The sequence below is a fragment of the Actinomadura sp. WMMB 499 genome, from assembly GCF_008824145.1.
In the GTDB taxonomy this organism is placed as follows: Bacteria; Actinomycetota; Actinomycetes; order Streptosporangiales; family Streptosporangiaceae; genus Spirillospora.
Genome location: NZ_CP044407.1, coordinates 3,191,102 through 3,215,173 on the forward strand (window position 1 = coordinate 3,191,102; position 24,072 = coordinate 3,215,173).

Genomic DNA, 24,072 nt, shown 5'->3' on the forward strand with positions numbered 1-24,072 from the left:
ATGGCAGAGAGCGCGGACGGGCGCAAGACCGTCTACCTGCACGTCGGGGCGCCGACCGCGGGGGCGGCGTTCCTGCACCGGGCGCTGTGGGCGAACCGGCGGCGGCTCGCCGACGCCGGCGTCGGGCACCCGGTCACCGGGCCGAACGAGCACTTCGGCGCCGTCATGGACCTGCGGGAGATGAGCTGGGGCGGGCACCGCGACCCCGCGTGGGACGGCGCGTGGGACCGGGTGGCGCGGCGGGCCCGCGAGTGGGACGGCCCCACGGTCGTCTTCTCGCACGGGCTGCTGGGCGGCGCGTCCGCCGCGCAGGCGCGGCACGCGGTCGCGACGCTGGAGCCCGCCGAGGTGCACGTGGTGTTCGCGACCCGCGACCTCGGCTGGCAGCTCATCTGCGACTGGCAGGAGCAGATCCGGCACAACCACGACATCGCGTTCGAGCGGTTCGTGGACGACCTCGTCGAGTTCGGCGCCGACGCGCCCGAGCCGTTCGGGCCGATGTTCTGGGGCCTGCACGACCCGGTCCGGGTGCTGCGGACCTGGGAGTCGGCGGTGCCGAAGGAACGCGTGCACGTCCTGACGCTGCCCGCGCCCGGCGCGGGACCGGGCGTCCTGTGGGACCGGTTCTGCGCCCTCACCGGCATCGACCCGGCGGTGTGCGACGTCGGCGGCATCGACGACGAGGAGCCGCTGTCGGCGCTCGAGGCGGAGCTGCTGCGCAGGCTGAACGGACGCCTCGGCACCGCGCTCGGCGGTGACTACGAGCGGGTCGTGCGCGGCTACCTGATCGGCGGCGGACTGGCCGCCGGGACCGGCGACGCGGCCCGCGTGCCGATGGGCCTGCCGCCCCGGCACGCGGACTGGGCCGCCGACCGCACCCGCACCATCGCCGCCGAGCTGCGCGCCGCCGGGTACGGGGTGTGCGGTGACCTGGACGAGCTGACGACGTCGCGGACGCCGGGCGAGGCGATGCTCCCCGGCGACGTGCCGGACGAGCTGGTCGCCGCCGCGTCCGTCGGGGTGTCCGCGTACCTGCTGGAACGGCTGAACCAGGTGCACGACCGGGTCGGCATCGCGCACCTGCACGGGCAGCTCGCGGACGTCCGGGAGAACCTCGACCGGCTGCTGCAGGCGGCCGCGGCGCCGTCGCCGACGCTGCAGCGCGCCGCGCGCCGCGCCGCCGGCAGGCCCACGGGCAGGCGCGGATGACCGGCCGGACGGACGCGTCCGGTGCGCCGTCGGGGGCGCCGTCCGGGGCGACGGTCGCGGCGGTGGTCGTCACCTACGAGCGGCGCGACCTGCTGGCGGAGTCGCTCGCGGCGCTGGCGGCGCAGGAGCGGCGGCCCGACCGGATCGTCGTCGTCGACAACGCGTCCGGGGACGGCACCGCGGCGATGGTCCGGGAGCGTTTCCCGGACGCCGACCTCCTGGTGCTGCCGCGCAACACCGGCGGCGCGGGCGGGTTCGCGGCCGGGATGGCCCGCGCCCTGTCCGGGGACGCCGACCTCCTGTGGCTGCTGGACGACGACACCGTGCCGGAGCCGGGCGCCCTGCACGCGCTGCTCGCCGCCCGGGACGCGGCGGCCGGTCCGGACGGCCCCGCCACGCTGCTGGCCAGCCGGGTGGTGTGGACCGACGGCCGCGACCACCCGATGAACACGCCGCGGCCCAAACCGCGCGCGTCGGCGGTCGAGCGGGCGGCGGCGCGGGCCGCGGGGTGCGTCCCGATCCGGTCGGCGTCGTTCGTGTCGGTGCTCGTGGACGCGGCGGCCGTCCGGGAGCGGGGGCTGCCGGTCGCCGACTACTTCCTGTGGAACGACGACTTCGAGTTCACGACGCGGCTGCTGCGGGGGCGCCGCGGGCTGCTGTGCCCGGACAGCGTCGTCGTCCACAAGACCAAGACGTTCGGGGGTGCGGACGCCGATCCCGGCGACCGCTTCTACTACGAGGTCCGCAACAAGATCTGGCTGTTCACCGGTAGCCGCGGGCTGGCGCCGCCGGAACGCGTCCTGTACGCGGGTTCGACGGTGCGGCGCTGGTCCCGCACGTTCGCCGGCTCCTCGGACCGGGCGGTGCTGCGCCGCGCCCTGGTGCGCGGGGCGCGGGCGGGGCTGACCGGCCGGCCGCGACCGACCGCGGACCTGCTGCGCGAGATCGGAGTAGAGGTCCCCCTCCATGACGGCGACGCCCCATGACATCCCCGACACCGCCCCGCCGGAGCGCGCGGCGCCGCCGCCCGGCGGGCGGCGGCGCGCGGCGGCCCGGCTGCTGCCGCTGCTCCCGGCCACGCTGACGCTCGCCGTCTGCCTGATCGGCATCCGCCGCCCGTCGCTGTGGCTCGACGAGGCCGCGACCATCAGCATGGCGTCGCGGTCGTACGGGGACATGTTCGCCGTCTTCGGCCACCTCGACCTCGTCCACGCCCTCTACTACATGATCATGCGGCCGTGGGTGCTGGCGTTCGGGACCGGCGAGCTCGCGGTGCGGCTGCCGAGCGCCCTCGCGACGGCGGCGGCCGCCGCGGGCGTCACCGTCCTCGCCCGGCGCCTGCACGGGACGCCCGCCGGACTGCTCGGCGGCCTGGCGTTCGCGGTCGCCGTGCAGACCTCCCGGTGGGCGCAGGAGGCCCGCTCCTACGCCCTGGTGGCGGCGGTCGCGGTACTCGCGACGTACCTGCTGGTCCGGGCCGTCGCCCCGGACGCGCGGCGGCGCTGGCCGTGGTTCGCCTGCTACGTCCCCGCGGTCATGGTCCTGGGATTCCTGCACCTGCACGGCGTCCTGCTGGTGGCGGCGCACGGCGCGACGCTGCTGGTCGCACGGGCGCGGCCGGGGATCTGGGCGCGCTGGCTGCCCACGACCGCGCTCGCCGCCGCGCCGCTCGTCCCGTTCGCGCTCGCCGCGCGGGACCAGACGCGGCAGGTGGCCTGGTTGCCCGAGCCGTCCTGGGACGTCGTGTGGACGCAGATCCAGTTCGTGTGCGGTTCCCGCGCCCTCGTCGCGCCCGTGCTGGCCATCGCGGTGATCGGTGCCGTCGCGGGCCTCCGCGCGCGGCGGGAGACCGCGCCGGACGCGGGCGCGCCGGACGCGGGCGCGCCTGCCTCGGGCGCGCGGGGCACGGTGTCGCTGACGGCCGTCGCGGTCCCGTGGCTGGTCCTGCCGACCGCCCTGCTCCTGGCCGTCTCGATGGTCGGCGACCCGATGTTCTACTACCGCTACACCGTCTACACCCTGCCCGCGCTGAGCCTGCTCGCCGGCGCCGGCCTCGCGTGGCTCCGGACGGCCGCGTCCCGCCGCGCCGTCCTCCGGATCGGGGTGCTCGCGGTGGCCGCGGCGGCGCTCGTCGTCCCGTCGCTCGAGGCCCACGACTTCGTCCGGCGCGAGCAGAGCCGCCCGGAGAACATGCGCAAGGCCGCCGCCGCCGTCGCCGCGAACGCCCGCCCGGGCGACGCCGTCGTCTACCTCGCGGGCGTCGTGCGGTGGAACGCGGCCACGTACCCGGACGTCTTCGGCCGGCTCGACGACGTGAGCATGCGCGTCGACCCGGCGACCGCCGCGAACCTGAAGGGACGCGACGTGTTCCCGCGCGACCTCGCGCCGAAGCTCGCCCGGCACGACCGCGTGTGGGTGATGAACCACCGGTCGCTCGATCCGCACGCCCCGATCGTCGACGCGCGGGAGCGGGCCGTCCAGTCCGCCGGCCCGTGGCGGGAGGTCCGCACCTGGACGTTCCGGGGCGGGTGGCTCGTCCTGTTCGAGCGCACCGGCCCCTACCGGGCCTCCCCCTAACGAACTTCCAGGTAGTCGAGCTGGCCCTTGCCCGCGGGACGTCCCGTCCCGCCGAGGCGGCGCAGGCCGAGCGTGTTCCAGCCGGCGACCAGCCGCACCCGCGCGGTCACCGACGCCCAGTCGGCGCCGCCCGTCGCGCCGAGCCGCACCGACGCCGCCGCGGCCCCGTTCACCGCCACCTGCAGGTCGGAGTCCGCACCGGACCGGTTCGCGTACCGCGCCAGGACGTCGTACTGCCCGGCGACGGGCGCGAACACCCGCACGTCCACCCCGCAGTCGTCCCGCGCGAACGGCCCCGCCGCCTTGCCGCCCGACGCGTTCGGGCGCGGCAGCGCGGACACGCAGCCGTTCAGCGCGCCCGCCTCGACCTCGTACCGGACCGGCACGCCCCGCACCGCGGGCCGCGCCCCGTCCCAGCCGAGCGGCGCCACGTACATGGGGCGCGTCACCTTCGACCCGCCGTGGTACTCGGTGATGCCGTGGAACAGCAGGTAGTCGCCGGTGCCGTCGCTGAGGACGTCCGCGCTGCCCGGTCCCTCGACCTCTCCGCCGTACAGGTCCGTCGACTGGATCGGCGCGGGCCCCTTCTCGTACGGGCCCCAGATCGACGCCGCCGTCGCGTACCGGGTCTGGTAGTTCGACTCGAAGTACCAGCCCGCCGAGTAGAACAGCACGTACTTCCCGCCCCGTTTCACGAGGTCGGGCGCCTCCACCAGCACCGGCTCGTCGCCGCTGCGGCCCAGGAGCCGGGACGCCGGCGCGGCCGACTGCAGCCCGTCGGAGGTCAGCTGCATCAGGTAGATCGCGGCGGTCGCGCGGGCGTCGCTCTTGTAGAGCAGGAAGCGGGTGCCGTCGTCCTCGACGAACGACGCCGCGTCGATGGCGCCGCCGAGATGCGCGGGGCAGACCAGCGGATCCCCGTCGCGCGGGACGAACGGGCCCGCGGGCGACGTCGCGGTCGCGATGCCGATGCACTGGACGTCGGCGTCCCTGCGGCGGGCCGTGAAGTACAGCAGGTACGGTTCGCCCTCCCGCCGCGGCGGCACCACCTCCGGCGCCCACGTCCAGCCCGCCTCCGCCCAGGACGGCAGGGAGGCGAGGCCGTCGCCGGGCGAGCGGGTCCACGGCCCGGCGGGGGCCGGGGCGGTCGCCACCGGCATCATCGCGTCGCCGCCGTTGGTGCCGTACGCGAAGTAGGTGTCGCCCACCTTGATGGCGGCGGGATCGGCGAACGAGTCGTCGACGACGGGCTCGGTCGGCGAGTATCCGGGCGGCAGGATCGGCGCGGCCGTCCCCGCCGGGCTCGGCGCGGGCGCGCCCGACGAGGCCCGCGCGTCCGGTTCCGCACCGCCGGGGCCGCACGACACCGCCAGGCCCACGACCAGCGCGACCGCGGCGCTGACGGCCGCACCGACGAACAGCGGCGTCAGCGGTCCACGCGCCCGCGGCGCCCCGCCCGTCCTCCACATCACACCGCATCATGCCAACAACCGACACACGTCGGCGAACCGCCACTCGACACGCGAATCACCCGGCGGCGATTACCCTGGGCTCCGGCGGCCGCGACGGGGGCGCCACCACCGAGGGCACGAGGAGTGGCCGACTTTGTTCGACGGAAGCCGGTCGCGACGCGGCGCGCCCGCCGTGCTGCTCGCGCTCGCGATGCTGGTCCTGAGCGGCTGCTTCGGGTTCCCGCGGAAGGAGAGCGGCCCCGCGAAGGGCGAGCCGCCCGCCCGGAAGCCGAACATCGTGTTCGTCCTGACCGACGACCTGTCGTGGAAGCTCATCGCGCACATGCCGCAGGTGAAGCGGATGCAGGCGGAGGGCGTGACGTTCGACAACTTCCTCGTCGCCGACTCCCTCTGCTGCACGTCCCGCTCCACCATCTTCACCGGGCAGTACCCGCACAACACGAACGTCCGCACGAACTTCCCCCCGCTCGGCGGGTACGACGTCTTCCAGCGGGAGGGCGGCGAGCAGGAGTCGTTCGCGCCGGCCCTGCAGAAGGCCGGGTACCGGACCGCGATGCTCGGCAAGTACATGAACGGCTACCAGCCCCGCGACGCCGCGACCGGCTCGACGAACGTCCCGCACGGCTGGAGCGAGTGGTACGTCGCCGGGAACGGGTACCCGGAGTTCGGCTACAACCTCAACGAGAACGGCCGCATCGTCCACTACGGCGAGGAGCCGCAGGACTACATGACGGACGTCCTCGCCTACAAGGGCCTCGACTTCATCGAGCGGTCGCACGCGTCCGGGCAGCCGTTCTTCATGGAGATCTCGACGTTCGCGCCGCACGGCCCGTTCGTCCCCGCACCCCGGCACGCCGGGACGTTCCCCGGCCTGACGGCACCGCGCACGCCCGCGTTCAACGAGGCGGACATCACCGACAAGCCCGCCTGGCTGCGGCACCACAACAAGACGCTCGGCCCGCGCCAGATCCAGCGCATCGACGAGGGGTACCGCGACCGCGTCCGCATGGTGCAGTCCGTGGACGAGATGGTCGGCAGGATCCGCGACGCGCTGACGCGGCTCGGGATCGCGAAGGACACCGTCGTGGTCTTCGGGTCCGACAACGGGTTCCACATGGGCGAGCACCGCCTCGCGGGCGGCAAGATGACGCCGTACACGATCGACGTCCGGGTGCCGTTCGTGTTCGTCGGCCCCGGCATCGGCGGCGGCGGCCGGGTCTCGCACATCGTGCAGAACACCGACCTCGCGCCGACGTTCCTCGAACTGGCCGCCGCTCCGGTCCCGGCCGCGACCGACGGCCGCTCGCTCGTCCCGTTCCTGCGCGGCGACGCCCCCGGCGACTGGCGGGACACCGCGCTCATCGAACACGTCAAGCCCGCCTACTCCGAGCAGGATCCCGACCGCCAGGACGCCCTTCCCGGCGCCCCCACGACCTACAATGCGCTACGGACGACCGATCTGCTGTACGTCGAGTACGCCGACGGCGAGCGCGAGTACTACGACCTCACCCGTGACCCCCACCACCTGACGAACATCGCCGCGACGCTGGCCCCCGAACGGCAGCGGGAGCTCACCGCACGCCTTTACGCATTGACCCGGTGTGCGGGGAAGACCTGCGCTTCGGCCGGGCGGAGCCGGTAGGCGGCCGGACGGGCGGTTCCTTCCCGTATGCGCCGCTATCATCGCCGGTGAGTACGGCCCCGCGCGTACGGCATGACGATGCACACCGCATGACGATGCAGCGACGACGCGCATGCAGGCGGCATGCACATGACACGAGGCTGGAGACCAGGCGTGACCGCAACCGGAACCCCGGACGACGACCACCAGGGCGGGCGTACCGAAGCCGGACAGCCGGAGGAGGCTCCCCCGCCGCCGCGGTGGCTGAACGAGGGTGAGCGGCCGAGCGGGGCCGAGCCGCTGCTTCCCGAGCCCGAACCGCTCCCCCCGTTCGGCACTCCGCTCCCGGAGGAACCGGAGCAGGACACCAACCGCACGGTGAGCGACCTCGACCTCAGCGGGATGAGCACGCAGATCTTCAAGAAGGACGACGAGGCGGCGCCCGCCGCCGGGCCGCCGCCGCTGCCGCCGTTCCCCGGCGCCGACGACGAGGCGGGCGGCGGGGACGCGCCCGGCCGCACGGTGAACGACCCGTCCGCCTGGTCATCGGAGTCGCCCGAGTCGTCCGCCCCCGGGGAGCCCGCCGGGCCGGCCGCGGGCGAGGGCGACGCGACGATGATCGTGGACTCCGACAAGACGATGCACGTGGGCCGGCAGCCACCCGCGCCGCCGACCCCGCCGGCGCCCCCGGCGCAGCCTGAGCTCCCCGAGCGGCCCGAGTGGGAGAGCCCGTCCGGCGTCACCCGCGCCGAGCGCCCCATCGAGCCGGAGACCCAGCAGATCGCGAGCGCGCAGCAGCCGCCCGCGCCGCCGGCGCCGGAGCCGTTCCCGTGGGCGCAGGAGATCCCCGGCACCCCCGCCCCGCAGCCCCCGGCGCAGCCGCACGCGCAGCCGCCCGCGCCCGAGCCGTTCCCCTGGGCGCAGGAGATCCCCGGCACCCCGCCCGCGTCCGCGCAGCCCGCGAACGGCGCGGCGCCGCACGCACCGGCGCCGAACCCCGCGCCGGAGCCGTTCCCCTGGGCGCAGGAGATCCCCGGCACCCCCACCGCGCAGCCCCCGGCGCAGCCGCCCGGCCCGCAACCGTTCCCCTACGCGCAGGACGTCCCGGGCGCGAACGCGTCGCCCGGCCTCCCGGGGCCCGCCCAGCCGGGGCCCGGCGGGCACGCGCCGCCCCCGCCGCAGATCGACGAGCCGTGGCGCACGACGCCGCAGCAGAACGCGCCCAAGCGGAAGAAGAGCAAGAAGGGCCTGCTGATCGGTGTCGCCGGGCTCGCCGCCGTGGCGATCATCGCGGGCGGCGGCTACGCGGTGGTGACCGTCCTCGGCGGCGACGAGGGCCCCGCGGGCGGCGGCGACGCCAGGCTGGCCGCGGACGCGTTCCCGGTGGCCGGGTCCGCGCAGACCGACGGGCGCGACCAGGAGTTCGGCGGCGCCGCGGCGGTCGGGCAGACGGTCGTCACGGTCGGCTCGGAGACGGGCGCGGGCGCGACCCGGGGCATCTTCCTGGTGTCGACCGACGGCGGCCGCACGTTCAAGTCCGCGACCGTCGAGGGACCGGCGGGCAGCGCGACCCCGCAGGCCGTCGCCGGCGGCCCGTCCGGCTGGGTGGCGATCGGCGCGGGCGCGACCGGCGGCGCCGTGTGGACCAGTGCGGACGGGCAGAGCTGGACGCGCCAGCCCGACGCCGTCGGAGGGGTGTTCAACGGCGGCTACCGCGTCGACCGGGTCGTGGCGACCGGCGCCGGGTACGTCGCCATCGGCGCGCAGTCCGCGAAGGGCGACTTCAGCGACGAGCAGCCGACCGTCTGGCTCTCCTCCGACGGGCGCGCCTGGGAGGCCCGCACCGGCGACCAGATCGGCCTGAACATCGAGAAGGCGTCGTACTCGCTGGTCGAGGTCGCCGCGAGCGGCGACGTCGTGCTGCTCGAGGGGCTCATCAAGCCCGACAACAAGAAGCCGCCCCAGTACCGGAAGGTGTGGCGCTCGCAGGACGCCGGCCGCACCTGGGCGACGTCCGAGGTGCCGGTGCCCAAGGGCAGCCGCGGCCTCATCATCGGCGGCGGGCAGGCCGGTTTCCTCGCCGTCCGCGAGATGAAGGACGGCGACGCCATGTTCGGCCAGACCTTCGTCTCCAAGGACGGGGAGAACTGGACGAAGGCCGGGAAGCTCGAGGCGGAGGAGTACCGCTCGACCAGCCGGATCATCGGCGACGAGGCCGGGTACACCGCGCTCGTCGCGCGCGGCGGCGACGTCCTGCTGTCGCGCAGCGCGAACGGCGGGACGTGGAAGGCGGCGGGCACCGCGCCCGCCAAGCCGGGCCGCGAGGTCACCGGCGCCGCCGCCGCGAACGGGCAGACCGTCATGGTCGGCCGCGAACCCGGCGGCGGCGACATGGACCCGATGCTCGCCGTGTGGGACGCGAACGGGCAGCAGGTCCCGATCGACCTCGCGAAGGTCCCCGGCGCGATCCGTCCCGACCACGCCGTGCAGGCCGTCGCCGGGTCCGGGTCGCTGGCCGTCGCCGTCGGCAGCGGCTCCGGCGACGCCGCCGTGTGGACGTCCGCGGACGGCGCGGCGTGGAAGGCCGCGCAGGGCCTCGGGGCCGCGTTCACCCGCCCCGGCCCGCAGCGGCTGCTCGACGTGGCCACCGGCAAGTCCGGCTGGGTCGCCGTCGGGTACGACCAGACGGCGCCCAAGCGCGCGCTCGTCGTCACCTCGCAGGACGGCGCCACCTGGCAGGCCGCCGACTCCGCGGCGCCGTTCCGTCCGGACGGCGACGGCGCGCCCGCGACCAGCGCCGTCGCGGCGGGCTCCGCCGGCTACGTCGTGGTCGGGACGCAGGGATACCACGCCGCCGCCTGGTCCTCCACCGACCTGAAGAACTGGGAGAAGGGCACGGGCGCCGACGCGAGCGCGCTGCAGGGCACCTCCGACGCGTTCAAGTGGATGCTGGACGTCGCCGCGCCCACCTCCGGCTACGTCGCGGCCGGCGGGCACCGCGACGCGCAGGGCAACCACCCGGCGGTGTGGTCGTCGCCCGACGGCAAGCAGTGGACGCTGAAGTCGCTGCCGGTACCGAGCGGGGTCAGCGAGGCGCACCTCACGCACATCGCCGCGAAGGGCGACACCCTGGTCGCCGCGGGGATCGCGGCGATGCAGGAGGGGCTCGTCTGGATCGGCTACACCTCCGCCGACGGCGGCAAGACGTGGCAGGACCTGCCCGCCCCGGGCGGCGACCAGAAGATCACCGTGACGGCGCTGACCGCGACCGCGGACGGCTTCGCCGGGTCCGCGACCTCCGCGGCCGAGGGCTCGGCCGACGTGGTGTCGCTGACCTCGAAGGACGGGACGGCCTGGGAGGCGACGAAGCCCGGCGGCACCGGCCTCGGCGGCGACGGCGACCAGGCGATCACGGGGCTCACCACGTTCAAGGAGAAGGTGCTCGGCGTGGGCCACAGCGGGGACGCGAACGGCACGCAGCCCGTCCTGTGGGAGCGCTGAGCGCGTAGGCGCGGCCGGAGGGGGCCGCCGGACGGTGCACGCGACCGTCCGGCGGCCCCCTCCGCGTGCGGCGCGGTACCGCCGGGCTGCTCGGGCGGCGCGCTATGTCCGGGCCGCACGGGCGGCGCGCTACGGGCCGGGCTGCTCGGGCGGCGGGGCGGACAGCGGCCAGGCCATCGGCTCCTGGTCGGGTTCGGACGGGCGGGCGTGGCGCGGGACGTAGGCGCGCTTCTCCGGGGCGCCCGCGTCGGGACGCTCGAGGTTGACGCGGTCGCGCTCGCGGTTGCGGCGGTCGCCGTAGGTCGCGACGATCGCGCGGTAGAACGGCTTGCGGATCGCGGTCGGGACGAGGCGGTAGCCGCCCCGCACGACGACGTTGCGCACGTACTGGGTGCCGGTGATGAAGCCTTCGCGGCGCATCTCGCGCTGCAGGCGCAGTTCCGAGCGCAGCAGGTCGCGGCCGCCGCGGCGCTGGTAGGCGCCGTCGCCGACGCGGTAGTAGACGAGCGGCTCGGAGACGTTCACCACGCGGGCGCCCGCGGCGATCATGCGCGCGAACAGCCAGTAGTCCTCCATCAGCGGCAGGTCGCCGTAGCCGCCGACGGCGGTCACGGCGCTGCGCCGGTAGACGACGGTGGGGTGGTTGAACGGGTCGTGCAGGCGGGAGTAGCGGGCGATGTCCTCGGGGTCGCTCGGGGGGATGCGGCGGCCGACGATGTCGTCGATTCCGGTGCCGAACTCCAGCAGGCCCGCGCCGACGAGGTCGGCGCCCGCGCGGACGAGGGGGACCTGCATCTGGAAGCGGTGCGGCATGGCGATGTCGTCGGCGTCCATCCGGGCGATGATGTCGTGCCGGGCGGCCTGCAGGCCGGCGTCCAGCGCGGGTCCGAGGCCCCGGTTGTGCTCCAGCGGGACGTAGGAGACCTCGACGGGGCTGCCGGCGACGAGTTCCTTCAGGCAGACGCCGAGTTCCGGGGAGACCGGGCCGTCCTGCACCAGCACGACCTGGTCCGGGCGGTGCGTCTGGTCGTGCACCGCACTGCGGAACGCGTCCTTCACATACTCGGCCCGGTCACCGCCGTAGACGGTCATGAGCAGAGTGAATGGCTCGGGCTGCATGCGGTCCGTTTCCGGGTGGGGGAGTCGTGATCGCTGGGCAGAGCCAGGTGCGGGGAGGCGGCTCCGAGGGGGGCGATTGGTCGGGAATGTACTGCCGTCCTACATGTGACGCTTTAGTGCGATTGGCGGTTGCCCGCGGTGAGGATACCGGGGTGACGCGGGAGACACCACGTCGCTACCGTACGTCCGGTTAGCCGGACGCACATATGTCCTGATCTGCCCTGACTTCTCCGGCGACCTTCGGGACCGGATTCGCGCCCCGCAGCTTCGCGCCGTCCCCGCCGACGATCAGGTAGACGTATCCCGGCTTCGCCTTCTTCCACGGCTTGGGCGGGTGCCCCGGCAGCGCGGTCGCGAGCCGGTCCGCGTGCCGTTTCGCGCCCGTCCCGTACAGGATCGCCGTCTTCTCGTACGTCTTGTCCGCGTTGCCGACCTTGACGACGTCGAACCCGCGCTCGGTGAGCTGCTCGGCCGTCCGCTTGCCGAGCCCGGACGAGGCCGTCCCGTTGTAGACCCCGACCTTCACCTGGGCCGGCCGGACGGGCGGGGGCCCCTGCTTGGGCTTGGGCTCCGGCTCCGGTTCGGGCACCGTGTTGTCCTCGCGGATCGCCGCGAACAGCGGCTCGGCCCTCGCCCGGTCGAACTGCACGCGGTTGCGGTCCTGCGGGTACGCCTGCACCGGGACGGTGACGAACCGGACGTTCCCCGCACTGATCCCGCGCACCCCGGCCGCGAGATCCTGCATCACCGAGAGCGTCATGTCCTCGTCCGTCCGGATGGAGGACGCGATGGCCTCGAGGAACGCGTACACCCGCCCCGGATCGGTCAGCATGCTGCTGTCGGTGGCCTTCTTCACGATCGAGGCCATGAACGCCTGCTGCCGCTTGATCCGCTCGAGGTCCGAACCGTCCCCGAACCCGTACCGCGTCCGGACGTACCCGAGGGCCTGCTCGCCGCGGACGGTCTGGCGCCCGGCCTCCAGGTGCAGTTCGGCCCTCGGGTCGTCGATCTTGCGCGGCACGCAGATCTCGACGCCGTCGAGGGCGTCCACGACGCGCGTGAAGCCCGCGAAGTCGACTTCGACGTAGTGGTCGATGTGGATCTTCGTGAGCGCCTCGATCGTCCGCCACGTGCAGGCGGGGCCGCCCTCGGCGAACGCGGCGTTGATCATGCCGAAGCGGGCGGGGACCGTGCGCCGTTCGGTCTCGCACTCGGGGATGTTCACCATCGAGTCACGGGGGAAGCTGAGCCCGATCGCGCCCTTCCCGCCAGGCGAGATGTGCAGCAGGATCGTCGTGTCCGACCGGCGGCCGATCTCGGTCCCGTACCGGGCGTTCTCCCCTTCCCGGCTGTCGGACCCGAGGAGCAGGATGTTCGTCGCGTCGTTCAGCTTCGCGGGCCGGTTCTCGCCGAGCCGTCCCTTGACGTCCTCGCGGTCGATGCGCCCGTCCAGCCGCCGCCAGAACCCGTAGGCGGTCAGGCTCCCGAGCACCAGGACCACCGACAGGACGATCGACATCCAGCCGAGCACGCGCCAGGCACGGCCCGGCGGCTCCCACCCCGGCGGGTCGTCGTGGTCCTCGTCCGCGTAGTAGACGGGAGGCGGCGCGGCGGCTCGCTGCATCCGTAACATTTCAGCACAGTTTGGACACCCGCCTCCGGCGTCACGGGAAGTTCACCGCGCGGCCGTCCCCCGGCGCGACGGTCGCCCCCGGCGCACCCGCCGCGCCGACTAGACTCCGGAGAAGATGAGCATCGTAGACGCGCTGACCGACCGGGCCATGGTCGTCCTCCAGGACAGGCCGGTCGTCCCGCTGACCCCCTGGCTGGCCGCGACGGTCGGCGAGTGCGCCGAGAGCGGGCGCACGCTGCAGCTGGTCACCCCGCTGGAGACGCGGCTGTCGCTGCCGCTGCGCACCGCCGCGGACGGCAGCACCGTGCAGTGGGTCGTCCGCAACGGCGACGGCTACTACGAGGGCCTCAGCGGGCGGCCGCTCAAGTGGGACGGCGGGACGTTCGTGCCGGTGCCGGAGGCGCGCGACTACGCGCCCGGGTTCACCACCCGGCCGACCGCACCGATCGGGGCGCAGCTCAGCCTCGTCTACCGGCTGCGGCACGACTCCGGCGCGGACCTGTCCGGCGCTGTCGAGCGGCTGCTGCAGCTGCTCACCGGCAAGGTCCCGGCCAGCCTCGGCACCGACGAACCGCTGGGCAACCGCTGGCGCGGGGACGCGTTCACGCTGCTCGCCAAGGGGCGCTCCAACGTCCGGCTGCTGGTCGGCGGGGACGGACCTCGGGCGGCCCTGGCGATGTGCGACTTCCGGTCCGTCGAGGGCGGTGTCGCCGAGGTCACCACCGTGACCGTCGGCTACTCCCCCGAGGACCCGCCGCCGCTGCAGCACCTGCCGTCCCTCGTCGGGGCGCTCGCCGCCGACCGCCCGGTCGCGTCGATGTTCGTCCAGCACACGCCCGGCCGCGCCGACCTCACCACCGAGCCGCGGTGGACCGGCCAGACGTCCCCGGTCGCGCTGGCCGTGTCCGGGCAGATGTCCGGGCCGAGCGGCATCCCCGGGCAGCAGGTGGGGCCGCAGCGGGCGCCGCTCACGTTCTTCCCGCTGGGCGACGGGCGGTCCGCCGACGGCTGGCAGCGGCACAGCATGCTGATGCAGCACCTGCAGTCCGCCTGACAGGGCCGAAAAGGGATTTCCGGGCCGTCCAACACCATTCGCCGCAGAGAGTCGATGATCTCCCCGTAAGGGATGAGGTAGCGTCCCCTGCATGGGACAGCCCGGTCAGCTCGACGCGCTTGAGCGGGCCGTCGAGGGCACCCTCGCCGAGGGCGCGTTCGAGTTCGACGGCGACGCGGCGGTCCTGCGGATCGACGGCTCCCCCATCCTGCTGACCGGCTGGTCACTGTCGCTCGGCATCGGCGGCGTCTCGCTGCTGCTCACCGGCGCCGTCCTGTCCCTGGCCGGACTCGCGGACGTCGCACGCTGGGCGCTGGCACCGGGCGCGCTGATGCTCGCCGCCGTCCTCGTCCTGCTGACGATGCTGCGGTTCACGTCCGTCGCGACGCTGTGGCCCGAGCTGGAGGTGCACTTCACCGAGCGCGCGCTGGTCCACCGGCGGACGCGCGTCCCGTTCGGCGACCTGCGACCCGAGCATCTGGTGTGGAAGAACGGGCGGTTCTTCCGCCGCCTGTACGTGCGCCACCCGTCGCTGCGCAAGCAGCTCGCCGGGTTCTTCGAGGGCGAGGAGCGGCAGGCGGCGGAGTTCCAGCGGCGGCTGTGGGAGCTGATCTCCGCGCCCGACCTGCCCGGCGTCCTCGCGCACGGCGCCGGCGGCCTCACGCCCGTCCAGCAGTGGATCATCGGCGCGACCGCCCCCTACGGCGCCGTCAACGGGTTCCGCGTCGACCGGCTCGGCGTCGCGTCCGGCGAGTCCGCCGGGGCCGCCGACCGCCGCACCGCGCTCGAACTCCTGCGGGACCCGTGGGGCGCCTACGACCTCGAACAGCTCCTCGGCGCCGTCAACTGGCTCGTCCAGGACGGGCACCGCGCCGACTTCGCGCAGGACGCCGAACTCGCCGCCCGCCCGGCCCCCGAGCAGGAGCGGTACGCCGACCTGCTGCGCGAGGTCGACGACCTCATCGCGCGCGACATGCTCGAGCCCCCGTTCGTCGAGCGGCTCATCGAGCTGGTGCGCGTCCGGTACGGGGACGGGGAGCGGGGCGAGGCCTGCGCCCGGCTCGTCCCGCCGCTGCTGCGCGACGAACCGGGCGCCGACCTCAGCGAGCAGGGCGCCGAACTGGCCCAGTTCCTGCACCGGCTGTTCAACGACCGGAGCCACGCCGGCGAGGAACTGCACCGGCTCAAGACGCTCGCCGACCCGGCGCTGCGCGCCAACACCGGCCGGTTCCTGATCTGGGACTACGGCCGCGCGCTGATGCTGTACCGGTGGGGGCACATGGTGGGCTGGCTGACGGAGGAGTACTGCTGGGAGCGGATGCTGCCGCTCGCCCTCGACGTCCAGCGCAGGTACGCGTCATGGGACGACATGGCCACCTGCTACCTGCAGGGGCGGCTGCTGTGGTCGGGCGGCGGCGGGCAGGCGCAGGACGAGTACGACCGGCTGATCGACACGCTCGCCACCGACCCGCGCAGCCCGTGGAACGTCGTCCCGTTCGACCTCGAACTCACCCGCGACTGGCCGTAGGCCCCTTACAGACCCCTCGAACCTTAAGGACTTTACGGACGCACCCTGCGGGCACACCTGCCGGTTCGGCCCGTTCGGCGCCCGGCTCAGCGGCCGACGGCGCCGCCCTGGTAAGCACCCTCCGCCGACGCCCCAGGGGCCCCGGCGGCTCCGGGGGCTCCGGCGGCTCCGGGCGCTCCGTGGGCTCCGGACGGGCCGGCGTCCGGGGTCGCCTTCCAGCTCAGCGCGGGGCCGTCGCGCTCGCCGTCCGGGTAGACGGCGCCGCCGAGCCAGTGGACGAGCGAGTCGGCGAACCTGCGGGCGACGCGTTCGGCGTCCGGTACGTCGGCGACCGCGCGGACGTCGACCCACCACACGGGCGCCTTCACCCGTTCGGCGAACTCGGCGCCGAGCAGCCGTCCGATCTCGCTGTGCACCGAGACCTGCACCGCGTCCTCGACGGAGACGAGCAGCCGTCCGTCCGGGGCGTGCAGGCGCATCGCGTCGGGTTCGCCGCCGCGCAGTTCGAGCCGCTCGCCCATCGCGATCATGCCGTCCGCGACGGCGTGCACGTCGGGGCGCCGCCGCACCAGGGCGACCAGGTCAGTGCTCATCGACCCACCAGACGGTCGGCACCGTGCAGGGCAGGCGGAAACGCGGCCGCGCGGCGCGCACGACCGTCCGCTGTCGGCTGGAGTCGGACACCTGCCTCCCCTCTCCCAGGCAAGCCTACGAGACGCTCCGCACCGCCCGCACCGTCAGGGCGCGGACGGCCCGTCGCCCCCCAGCCTAGGAGCACCGGGGCGCGCGCGGGTCACCGGCACGATGATCGCGAGTTGGTGGATACCCGCTGAAAAGCGGCACCACCTGGCGCTAATCTGATGCGATCCCCTCGCGACATCCCCCGGAGCGTTCATGAACGGCCCCGCCTGGCCCGGGCAGCCGCCCGGCCCGCCGCCCGGTCCGCCGGGATACCCGCCCGGCTTCCCCGCGCCGCCTCCACCCCCGCCGCAGCGCGGCGGCGGCAGCGGCCTGCTGATCCCGCTCCTCGTGTTCGGCTCCGTGGTGGTCATCGCGGTCGCCGCCATCGGCGCCTTCCTGGTGATCGCGAGCGACGACGACCGTCCGGACCGGATCGCCGTCGACGCCCGCCCGTCGTACACGCCGTCTTACCGGCCGTCGGAGGAGCCCACGCGCGCGTCGTCCGGGGACCTCTCCAGCGTCCTCGGCACCACGGTCGAGACGGCCAAGGGCAACACCTTCACGCGGGCGGGCACCCGCACCGAGTCCTGCACGGGACGCGCGAACGACGAACTCCGGGCCGTCCTGCGGGATCACCCGTGCGGGGGGCCGATGCGCTCGGCCGTCTACGCGAACCCCGGCAAGAAGATCATCACCACGGTCTCGATCCTCGAGTTCCCCACGACGACCGCCGCGGAGGCCGTCAAGGAGGCGACGTCCAGCGACGGCTGGCCCGAGCTGCTGACCCCGTCGAAGGAGAGCGGCCTTCCGCAGCCCGAGTCCAAGCCGTCCTACTGGACCCGCACCTGGGCGGTGAACGGACGCGTGGTGTACGCGCAGTCGTACTGGGCCGACGGGCGCTCCCCCGGCGGCCGCGACGGCGACGTCTACGCCACCGCGGGGGAACTCGGCGTCGAGATCACCAACGTCCTCCGTTTCACCGACTGACGGACGAACGCCGCGCGCGAAGCTCCCGGCTCGGCCCCCGGACGGACGTCCGTCCGGGGGCCGAGCCGTCAGGACCGACCGACACCGGGGCCGGGGGGAAGTCCGGACGGGCCTTCCCGGACGTCCGGAGGTTCAGTGCGTCGGGACGCCGAGGGCGCGGCCGAACGCCTCGTAGGCGACGCGCGACACCGCGCCCCGCGTGTCCTCGCCGACCTTGGTGACGTCCATGGCGGCGCCCGTCGCGATGTGCCGGTCGTACGGGACGTGGATCACCGGGGTGCCCCACGCCGTCAGCATCTGCGACGCCCGCTCCAGGTCGGCTCCGACCTGCGGTGCGTGCGTCACCATCGCGATCACCGCGCGGGACAGCAGTTCCCGCTGCCCGCCGTGCCCCGCGAACCACTCCAGGGCGCCGCGCGCGCTCAGCGCACCGTCGACCGTCCCCGGCGTCACCAGGACGACGCTGTGGGTGCGGCCCAGGATCCCCCGGTGCAGCGGGGTGAGGATCCCGGCGCTGCAGTCCATCACCGCCAGGGAGATGAACCGGCTGACGGCGCTGAACGCCGCCTCGAACGTCTCCAGCGTGAACTCGCCCGCGATCCGTCCGCCGCGCGTCGCCGGCAGCACCCACAGCCCGGACGGCGTCCGCGTCAGGTACTGCGCGGCCTCCTCGAACGTGCGCGGCTGCTTGCCCGCGATGTCGAACAGCGACAGCTCCGACCGGACGCCGAGGCGCAGCGGCAGCGAGCCCAGTTCGGCGTCGGCGTCCATCGCCAGCACCCGGTCGGTGCGGTGCCGGGCCAGCTCGGTCGCCAGCAGCGCCGCCATCGTCGTCTTGCCCGCGCCGCCGCGCACGCTGACGACCGTCACCTGCCGGTATCCGGGCACCGGACGCTGCAGGAACTCGGCGATCTCCGCCTGGTTCTGGATGGCGCCCGAACCGCCGACGACCTTCTTCACGCCGCGGCCCATCCGGCGCATGAACGCGTCGCCGTGCTGGTCCTTGCGGACGAACTCGTGCGCCATCGGCACCGCGCCGCCCGCGTGCTGCTCCTGCGGCGGCTGCGGGGCCACCGGCGGGACCGAACCGGGCGGCGGCGTCCGTTCCCCTTCGGTCTCCTCGTCCTCGACACCGGGCGCCTGCGCCATCCCGGGCGCCTGCGCCGCCATGTGCCCGACCGGCGAGATCGCCGCCTCCCAGCTGAACTCGTCCTCGATGGGCGGCGGGGGCTGCTCCGGCTCGTGCAGCTGCGGCTCCACGGCCTCCTGCTGCCCCGTCGCGTCCTGCGCCTGGGCCTGCGCCTGAGGCTGAGGCTGCGGCTGGGCCTCGGGGGCCTGCGGCTGGGGAGCGTGCGGCTGCTGGACGGGTTGCGGCGCGGGCTGCTCGGGGGCGGGCGGGTGCGGTGCCGGGGGCGCGGGCACGTCGGCCTGCGGCGGCTGCGACGGGACCGGCTGCGGCACGGGCGGCTGCGGCACGGGCGCCGGGGCCTGGGCCGGGGCATCGGCCTGCTGCTGCGGCGCGGGCGGCTGCGGGACCGGGGCCGGGGCCGGGGCATCGGCCTGCTGCTGCGGCGCGGGCGACTGCGGGACCGGGGCCGGGGCCGGGGCATCGGCCTGCTGCTGCGGCGCGGGGGGCGGAGCGGGCGCGGGGGCGTCGGCCATCGGCTGCATGGGCGGCGGTGGCGGCGGCAGCTGCGCCCCGGAGTGCTGCGCGGGCGGGCTCGCCGGCTCCGGCGCGCGCTGCTCCTCGTAGGAGTCGGTCTCGGGGGCGTCCGACCGCGACGGAAGCACCGGAGCGTCCTTCAGGGCCACGAACCCGCGCTGGGACACGCCGAGATCGCTCAGTACGGAGTGCTGCCAGCTCGAATCCGACATTCGCCCCCCTCTCGTCGAAGGCCAAGCCTACGAGACCACGCAGCCGTCGCGTACATCGCGCGCCCGCATCGCGCGCCCGTCCGGGGGCCGGACCGGGACGCCCCGTTCCTCTTGCCTACCACAGCCCACCGGCTCCCCGGCGGCCCTCCGGAGAACGCCCGGAAGCCCCCGGGCGACGGCCCTGGCGACCCCTTCCCCTTGGGCGGCGAGGCGATCTCGGGAGGCGTCCGTACGGAAGGCGTCCGTACGGGACCGCACCGTCCGCACCTGGAGAAGGTCGGGCCCCCGGGCGCGCATCCACCGATCGGTTGATGCGGGGGGTCCACCGCATCCGGCGCCCACCGTGGCCGTCCAGGCGATCCGGCGGGACGGTGCCGGACGGGACGCTTCTCGTATGGCGATCATCGAGGTCCGGGACCTCGTCAAGCGCTACGGCGAGCACACCGCGGTCAACGGGGTGAGCTTCGCCGTCGAGCAGGGCGAGATCTTCGGCATTCTGGGCCCCAACGGGGCGGGCAAGACCACGACCGTCGAGTGCATCGAGGGGCTGCGGGTCCCGGACGGCGGGAGCATCGCCGTCTGCGGCATCGACCCGCGGCGGGACGACGGTGAGCTGCGGCAGCTGCTCGGCGCGCAGCTGCAGGAGAGCGAGCTGCCCGAGAAGCTCAAGGTCGGTGAGGCGATGGAGCTGTACAGCTCGTTCTACCGGGCGCCCGTCGACTGGCGGGAGCTGCTCGACACGCTCAACCTCACCGAGAAGACGAACACCCGGTTCCGGCGGCTGTCGGGCGGGCAGAAGCAGCGGCTGTCGATCGCGCTCGCGCTGGTGGGCGGGCCGCGGGTGGCGGTGCTGGACGAGCTGACCACCGGCCTCGACCCGCAGGCCCGCCGCGACACGTGGGCCCTCATCGAGGGCATCCGGGAGCGGGGCGTCACGATCCTGCTGGTCACGCACTTCATGGAGGAGGCGGAGCGGCTCTGCGACCGGCTGGCCGTGATCGACGCCGGACGGGTCGTGGCCGTGGACACCCCGGCCGGGCTCGTCGCGCGGGTCGACGACCGGCAGCGGCTCCGGTTCCGGCCGTCCGCGCCGCTGGACCACGCGGTGCTGGCCGCGCTGCCCGAGGTCGCGTCGGTCGAGCGGGCCGGTGCCCAGCTCGTCGTGACCGGCACCGGGGACGTGCTGCTCGCCGTGACGGCCGTGCTCGCCCGGCACCGCGTGACCGCCGCCGACCTGCGGGTGGAGCAGGTCTCGCTGGACGACGCGTTCGTCGCGCTCACCGGCCGCCCGATCGACGCCTGAGGAGACGACGATGACCGCACTGGTCCGGCTCACCGCCACCGAGACGAAACTGTTCTTCCGCGAGCCGATGAGCGTGTTCTTCGCGCTCGCGTTCCCGCCGCTCCTGCTCGTCGTCCTCGGCTCGATCCCGGCGTTCCGGGAGCCGCAGGACGACCTGGGCGGGCTGCGCACGATCGACCTGTACGCGCCGATCGTCGTCGCGATGGGCATCTCCATGTTCGCGATGACGGGGCTGCCCCAGCAGTTCGCGGCCTACCGCGAGAAGGGCGTCCTGCGGCGCATGCGCACGACACCGGTCAGGCCCGCGGTGATGCTGGGGGCGCAGCTGCTGATGTCGCTGGTCATGTCCGTGGTCACGATGGCCGTGGTGCTGGCCGTCGCGCGGCTGGCGTTCGACGTGCGGCTGCCGGAGCGGCCGCTCGCCTACCTCGTCGCGTACGTGCTGAGCGCGCTGGCGATGTTCGCGATCGGGCTGCTCGTGGGCGCGCTGTCGCCGAGCGGGAAGAACGCCGGGGCGGTCGGGTCCGTCCTGTTCTTTCCGGTGCTGTTCTTCGCGGGCCTGTGGATCCCGCGCGAGTCGATGAACGACGTCCTGCGCACGATCAGCGACTTCTCGCCGCTCGGTCCGGGCGTGCAATCATTGCAGGACGCCGCCGCCGGCGACTGGCCGCAGCTCCTGCACGTGGCCGTCCTGCTGGGGTGGACGATCGTGGCCGGCGCGCTGGCCGCGCGGTACTTCCGCTGGGAGTAGATCGTGAGCATCGAGGCCGAGCTGCGCGAGGAGTTCGACCGCTGGGAGCGGCGGGAGTTCGCGATCATCAGCGTGCTCCCGTACCTCCTCCTCGCGGCCGGGACCGTGATCACGCTGATGCAGCCGCTGTGGGACGTGCCCGTGCACGGCCCGGCGGTGATCGGGCTCACCGTCGTGGCCACGATATGGATCGTCTGGTTCGACCGGCTGTACCGGGAAGGGGGCGAGGACGCCCCTCACATGGGTCTGTACTACGTGGGCCTGATGCTCCTGGGCGCCGGGCTCGTGTCGCTCGCGCCCTGGTACGGCTCCTTCGTCTTCATCGGTTACGTCCACGCCGCCGTGTGCCTGAAGGGCGCCTGGCGCTACGTCGGCGTCGCCGCGACGTCCGTGATCCTGTCGTCGTCGTACGTGGGCGGCGTGGCGCACATCGGGGACGGCGGATGGCTGGAGTGGCCGCTCATCTGCGTGATCACGATCGGGCTGTCCTGGTCGTTCTTCTACTTCGGCGAGATGAGCGAGCAGCGCAACCTCAACCAGAAGAAGGCCCTGGTCGAGCTGCACGAGGTCAACGTCAGGCTGGAGGACGCGCTGGCGGAGAACGCGGGCCTGCACGCGCAACTGCTCGTCCAGGCCCGCGAGGCGGGGGTGCTGGACGAGCGGCAGCGGATGGCTCGGGAGATCCACGACACCCTCGCCCAGGGGCTCGCCGGGGTCCTGGCCCAGCTCCAGGCGGCCGAGCAGCGGCTCGACGACCCGGCGGAGCTGCGCCGGTACATGACGAACGCGATGTCGCTGACCCGGGAGAGCCTCACCGAGGCCCGCCGGACGGTCCACGCGGTGGAGCCCGCGGTGCTCGCCGAGGCCCGGCTCCCGGAGGCGATCGGGGACGTGGCCCGGCACTGGTCGGAGGTGAACCGCGTCGACGCGGTGCTGACCACGACCGGCGACGCCCGGCGGATGCGCACCGACGTCGAGGTGGCGCTGCTGCGGACGGCGCAGGAGGCGCTCGCCAACGTGGCCAAGCACGCGCGGGCGGGCCGCGTCGGCCTCACCCTGTCGTACATGGAGGACCTCGTGACCCTGGACGTGCGGGACGACGGCGTGGGCTTCGACCCCGGCGCCAGGCGGGCCAACGGTTCCACCAACGGCGGTTTCGGGCTCGCCGGCATGCGGCAGCGGGTGCAGCGCCTCGCCGGCCGCCTCGACATCGAGTCGGCGCCGGGCGCCGGCACGGCGATCTCGGCGACCGTCCCGGCGATCCCGGCGGGAGGCGGGGAGTGATCTCGCTGCTGATCGTCGACGACCACCCGGTCGTCCGGGACGGCCTGCACGGCATGTTCGGCGCCGACCCGCGCTTCGAGGTGCTCGGCGAGGCCGCCGACGGCGCCGCGGCCGTCGCCGCCGGGGAGCGGCTGCGCCCCGACGTGATCCTGATGGACCTGCGGATGCCGGGGACGGACGGCGTCACGGCCATCAAGGAACTCGCGGAGCGGGGCGTGCCCGCGCGGATCCTCGTCCTGACGACGTACGACACCGACGGCGACGTCCTGCTGGCCATCGAGGCCGGGGCGACCGGCTACCTGCTCAAGGACGCGCCCCGCGAGGAGCTGTTCCGCGCGGTCGAGGCGGCCGCGCGCGGCGAGGCGGCGCTCTCCCCCACCGTCGCGACCCGCCTGATGGGGCGGATGCGCCGCCCCGCCGCGCAGCCGCTGTCGCAGCGCGAGCTGGACGTCCTGGAGCTGATCGCGCGCGGCTCGACCAACCGCGAGGCGGCGCGGCAGCTGTTCATCAGCGAGGCCACGGTCAAGACCCACCTGCTGCACGCCTACGCCAAGCTCGGCGTCAACGACCGCGCCGCCGCCGTCGCCGCCGCGATCTCCCGCGGCTACCTCACCCCCGGCGACACCCCGTGACGTCGAACCCGGTCAGGCCTCGGCCACCGGTGCCTGCAGTTCCGTCACCCAGTCGGCGCGGTCGTCGGGGCACTCGAGGTTGATCTCGCGGGGGTACCCGGTGGCCCGGAGGCCGCCGGCGTCGATCCAGCGGGCCAGCGTCTGGACGGTCGGCAGCACGGCGTCCATCGAGCCGCGGTGCACGATGGCCGCGGCCCGGTCGAGGGCCGGCAGGTCGAGGACGCGGAAGGCGCCGTCCCCCGGCGGGGCGGCGACCTCGATCGCCGCGTGGACGGCGATCCCGCCGTCCGGGGCGTCCTCGTAGTAGGCGATGCCCGGTCCCGCGGGGGTGACGCCCGCCGCGTCCAGGCGCCGGAACAGCTCCTCGTAGAGCGGCCGGACGACCGGCCCGATGTCCGCGGGATCGAGGCTCGCGGCGGTCGCGGCCAGTTCCGCCACCCGGACGGCGGGGACGCTCTTGATGACGACGTCGTCCGCGGACATGCACCCCTCGGTCTCGATCGCCCGGAGTCTCGCCTCGACCTGCACCAGCCGGGCCCGCGCCGCCGCCACGGCGGACTCCAGCTCGGCGCGGCGCAGCCGCAGCATGCCGCGCAGTTCCTCCGCGCCGACCTTCTCGTCGATGATGTCCCGGACCTGCCGCAGGGTGAACCCGAGCTCCTTGAGCGCGATGATCCGGTTCAGGCGGGCGAGCTGGGCGGCGGTGTAGCGGCGGTGGCCGCTGGCCGGGTCGACGTGGGCGGGGTGCAGCAGGCCGGTCGCGTCGTAGTGGCGCAGCATCCGGACCGAGACGCGACCGTGCTGGGCGAACTCTCCGATGGTGAACATGGTTCCTCCGGACTACC

The 24,072-nt window shown here is 74.5% G+C and carries 18 protein-coding genes; 12 read left to right on the forward strand and 6 right to left on the reverse strand.

What is annotated here, in order from left to right:
* Genes F7P10_RS13825 through F7P10_RS13835 form a run of 3 tightly spaced genes read left to right on the forward strand, consistent with a single transcriptional unit; the run spans position 1 to position 3,786 of the window.
* Positions 1 to 1,209 carry a hypothetical protein gene (locus tag F7P10_RS13825; protein WP_151009710.1) on the forward strand — a complete coding sequence of 403 codons (1,209 nt, stop codon included), beginning with the start codon at positions 1 to 3 and terminating at the stop codon, positions 1,207 to 1,209.
* Complete coding sequence (locus F7P10_RS13830) at positions 1,206 to 2,195, forward strand: glycosyltransferase (protein WP_151009711.1); 990 nt, start codon at positions 1,206 to 1,208, stop codon at positions 2,193 to 2,195. Before F7P10_RS13825 ends, F7P10_RS13830 begins: the two co-directional genes overlap by 4 nt.
* The gene (locus tag F7P10_RS13835; RefSeq protein WP_151009712.1) at positions 2,176 to 3,786 is read left to right on the forward strand and encodes a glycosyltransferase family 39 protein; all 1,611 of its coding nucleotides are present in this window, start codon (positions 2,176 to 2,178) and stop codon (positions 3,784 to 3,786) included. Before F7P10_RS13830 ends, F7P10_RS13835 begins: the two co-directional genes overlap by 20 nt.
* Here F7P10_RS13835 and F7P10_RS13840 read toward each other — a convergent pair.
* Positions 3,783 to 5,255: a family 43 glycosylhydrolase gene (locus F7P10_RS13840; RefSeq protein ID WP_151009713.1), complete on the reverse strand. Its 1,473-nt coding sequence runs from the start codon at positions 5,253 to 5,255 to the stop codon at positions 3,783 to 3,785. The two genes, F7P10_RS13835 and F7P10_RS13840, sit on opposite strands and share 4 nt — an antisense overlap.
* Before the next feature lie 136 nt (positions 5,256 to 5,391).
* Here F7P10_RS13840 and F7P10_RS13845 point away from each other — a divergent pair, with 136 nt between their 5' ends.
* Entirely contained in the window at positions 5,392 to 6,900 is a 1,509-nt protein-coding gene (locus F7P10_RS13845; RefSeq protein WP_218040491.1) for a sulfatase, read from the forward strand.
* 153 nt (positions 6,901 to 7,053) lie between these two features.
* Entirely contained in the window at positions 7,054 to 10,380 is a 3,327-nt protein-coding gene (locus tag F7P10_RS42300) for a sialidase family protein (protein WP_176611454.1), read from the forward strand.
* Between the two features lie 129 nt (positions 10,381 to 10,509).
* On the opposite strand, the gene F7P10_RS13860 is transcribed toward F7P10_RS42300, so the two are convergent.
* Together F7P10_RS13860 and F7P10_RS13865 are read right to left on the reverse strand one after the other, a co-directional pair.
* Positions 10,510 to 11,472 (reverse strand): glycosyltransferase, encoded by a 963-nt coding sequence (locus F7P10_RS13860; RefSeq protein WP_254716598.1) that lies wholly within the window; start codon positions 11,470 to 11,472, stop codon positions 10,510 to 10,512.
* A 217-nt stretch (positions 11,473 to 11,689) separates the two neighbouring features.
* Positions 11,690 to 13,123, reverse strand: coding sequence for an LCP family protein (locus F7P10_RS13865; protein ID WP_176611455.1), 1,434 nt, complete (start codon positions 13,121 to 13,123; stop codon positions 11,690 to 11,692).
* Between the two features lie 124 nt (positions 13,124 to 13,247).
* On the opposite strand from F7P10_RS13865, the gene F7P10_RS13870 reads away from it, so the two are divergent.
* Both F7P10_RS13870 and F7P10_RS13875 read left to right on the forward strand, forming a co-directional pair.
* Entirely contained in the window at positions 13,248 to 14,186 is a 939-nt protein-coding gene (locus F7P10_RS13870) for a DUF6177 family protein (protein ID WP_254716599.1), read from the forward strand.
* A 91-nt stretch (positions 14,187 to 14,277) separates the two neighbouring features.
* A complete protein-coding gene (locus F7P10_RS13875; RefSeq protein ID WP_151009716.1) occupies positions 14,278 to 15,714 on the forward strand; it encodes a DUF1266 domain-containing protein in 1,437 nt (478 codons plus the stop codon).
* 86 nt (positions 15,715 to 15,800) lie between these two features.
* Here F7P10_RS13875 and F7P10_RS13880 read toward each other — a convergent pair whose 3' ends face one another.
* Positions 15,801 to 16,307: a hypothetical protein gene (locus tag F7P10_RS13880; RefSeq protein ID WP_176611456.1), complete on the reverse strand. Its 507-nt coding sequence runs from the start codon at positions 16,305 to 16,307 to the stop codon at positions 15,801 to 15,803.
* A gap of 301 nt (positions 16,308 to 16,608) precedes the next feature.
* Between F7P10_RS13880 and F7P10_RS13890 the strand changes: the two genes are divergently transcribed.
* The gene (locus F7P10_RS13890) at positions 16,609 to 17,382 is read left to right on the forward strand and encodes a hypothetical protein (protein WP_176611457.1); all 774 of its coding nucleotides are present in this window, start codon (positions 16,609 to 16,611) and stop codon (positions 17,380 to 17,382) included.
* Positions 17,383 to 17,514: 132 nt separating this feature from the next.
* On the opposite strand, the gene F7P10_RS13895 is transcribed toward F7P10_RS13890, so the two are convergent.
* On the reverse strand, positions 17,515 to 19,257 hold the full coding sequence (locus F7P10_RS13895; RefSeq protein WP_151009719.1) for a MinD/ParA family protein: 1,743 nt from the start codon (positions 19,255 to 19,257) through the stop codon (positions 17,515 to 17,517).
* Between the two features lie 394 nt (positions 19,258 to 19,651).
* On the opposite strand from F7P10_RS13895, the gene F7P10_RS13900 reads away from it, so the two are divergent.
* The 4 genes from F7P10_RS13900 to F7P10_RS13915 are packed head-to-tail and all read left to right on the forward strand — an operon-like array spanning position 19,652 to position 23,227.
* Positions 19,652 to 20,560, forward strand: a complete 909-nt coding sequence (locus tag F7P10_RS13900) for an ABC transporter ATP-binding protein (protein ID WP_151009720.1) — start codon at positions 19,652 to 19,654, stop codon at positions 20,558 to 20,560.
* A 10-nt stretch (positions 20,561 to 20,570) separates the two neighbouring features.
* Positions 20,571 to 21,311 (forward strand): ABC transporter permease, encoded by a 741-nt coding sequence (locus F7P10_RS13905; RefSeq protein ID WP_151009721.1) that lies wholly within the window; start codon positions 20,571 to 20,573, stop codon positions 21,309 to 21,311.
* A gap of 3 nt (positions 21,312 to 21,314) precedes the next feature.
* Entirely contained in the window at positions 21,315 to 22,595 is a 1,281-nt protein-coding gene (locus F7P10_RS13910; protein WP_151009722.1) for a sensor histidine kinase, read from the forward strand.
* Between the two features lie 53 nt (positions 22,596 to 22,648).
* The gene (locus F7P10_RS13915) at positions 22,649 to 23,227 is read left to right on the forward strand and encodes a response regulator transcription factor (protein ID WP_302851475.1); all 579 of its coding nucleotides are present in this window, start codon (positions 22,649 to 22,651) and stop codon (positions 23,225 to 23,227) included.
* A gap of 12 nt (positions 23,228 to 23,239) precedes the next feature.
* Here F7P10_RS13915 and F7P10_RS13920 read toward each other — a convergent pair whose 3' ends face one another.
* The gene (locus F7P10_RS13920; protein WP_151009724.1) at positions 23,240 to 24,055 is read right to left on the reverse strand and encodes a MerR family transcriptional regulator; all 816 of its coding nucleotides are present in this window, start codon (positions 24,053 to 24,055) and stop codon (positions 23,240 to 23,242) included.
* Positions 24,056 to 24,072: the final 17 nt, after the last annotated feature.

What these genes read in the sequence shown, in the direction of transcription:
- F7P10_RS13825 (WP_151009710.1), top strand. Translation starts at nt 1, where the DNA reads ATGGCAGAGAGCGCGGACGGGCGCAAGACCGTCTACCTGCACGTCGGG.
- F7P10_RS13830 (WP_151009711.1), top strand. Translation starts at nt 1,206, where the DNA reads ATGACCGGCCGGACGGACGCGTCCGGTGCGCCGTCGGGGGCGCCGTCC.
- F7P10_RS13835 (WP_151009712.1), top strand. Translation starts at nt 2,176, where the DNA reads ATGACGGCGACGCCCCATGACATCCCCGACACCGCCCCGCCGGAGCGC.
- F7P10_RS13840 (WP_151009713.1), bottom strand. Translation starts at nt 5,255, where the DNA reads ATGTGGAGGACGGGCGGGGCGCCGCGGGCGCGTGGACCGCTGACGCCG.
- F7P10_RS13860 (WP_254716598.1), bottom strand. Translation starts at nt 11,472, where the DNA reads ATGACCGTCTACGGCGGTGACCGGGCCGAGTATGTGAAGGACGCGTTC.
- F7P10_RS13865 (WP_176611455.1), bottom strand. Translation starts at nt 13,123, where the DNA reads ATGCAGCGAGCCGCCGCGCCGCCTCCCGTCTACTACGCGGACGAGGAC.
- F7P10_RS13870 (WP_254716599.1), top strand. Translation starts at nt 13,248, where the DNA reads ATGAGCATCGTAGACGCGCTGACCGACCGGGCCATGGTCGTCCTCCAG.
- F7P10_RS13875 (WP_151009716.1), top strand. Translation starts at nt 14,278, where the DNA reads ATGGGACAGCCCGGTCAGCTCGACGCGCTTGAGCGGGCCGTCGAGGGC.
- F7P10_RS13880 (WP_176611456.1), bottom strand. Translation starts at nt 16,307, where the DNA reads ATGAGCACTGACCTGGTCGCCCTGGTGCGGCGGCGCCCCGACGTGCAC.
- F7P10_RS13890 (WP_176611457.1), top strand. Translation starts at nt 16,609, where the DNA reads ATGAACGGCCCCGCCTGGCCCGGGCAGCCGCCCGGCCCGCCGCCCGGT.
- F7P10_RS13895 (WP_151009719.1), bottom strand. Translation starts at nt 19,257, where the DNA reads ATGTCGGATTCGAGCTGGCAGCACTCCGTACTGAGCGATCTCGGCGTG.
- F7P10_RS13900 (WP_151009720.1), top strand. Translation starts at nt 19,652, where the DNA reads ATGGCGATCATCGAGGTCCGGGACCTCGTCAAGCGCTACGGCGAGCAC.
- F7P10_RS13905 (WP_151009721.1), top strand. Translation starts at nt 20,571, where the DNA reads ATGACCGCACTGGTCCGGCTCACCGCCACCGAGACGAAACTGTTCTTC.
- F7P10_RS13915 (WP_302851475.1), top strand. Translation starts at nt 22,649, where the DNA reads ATGTTCGGCGCCGACCCGCGCTTCGAGGTGCTCGGCGAGGCCGCCGAC.
- F7P10_RS13920 (WP_151009724.1), bottom strand. Translation starts at nt 24,055, where the DNA reads ATGTTCACCATCGGAGAGTTCGCCCAGCACGGTCGCGTCTCGGTCCGG.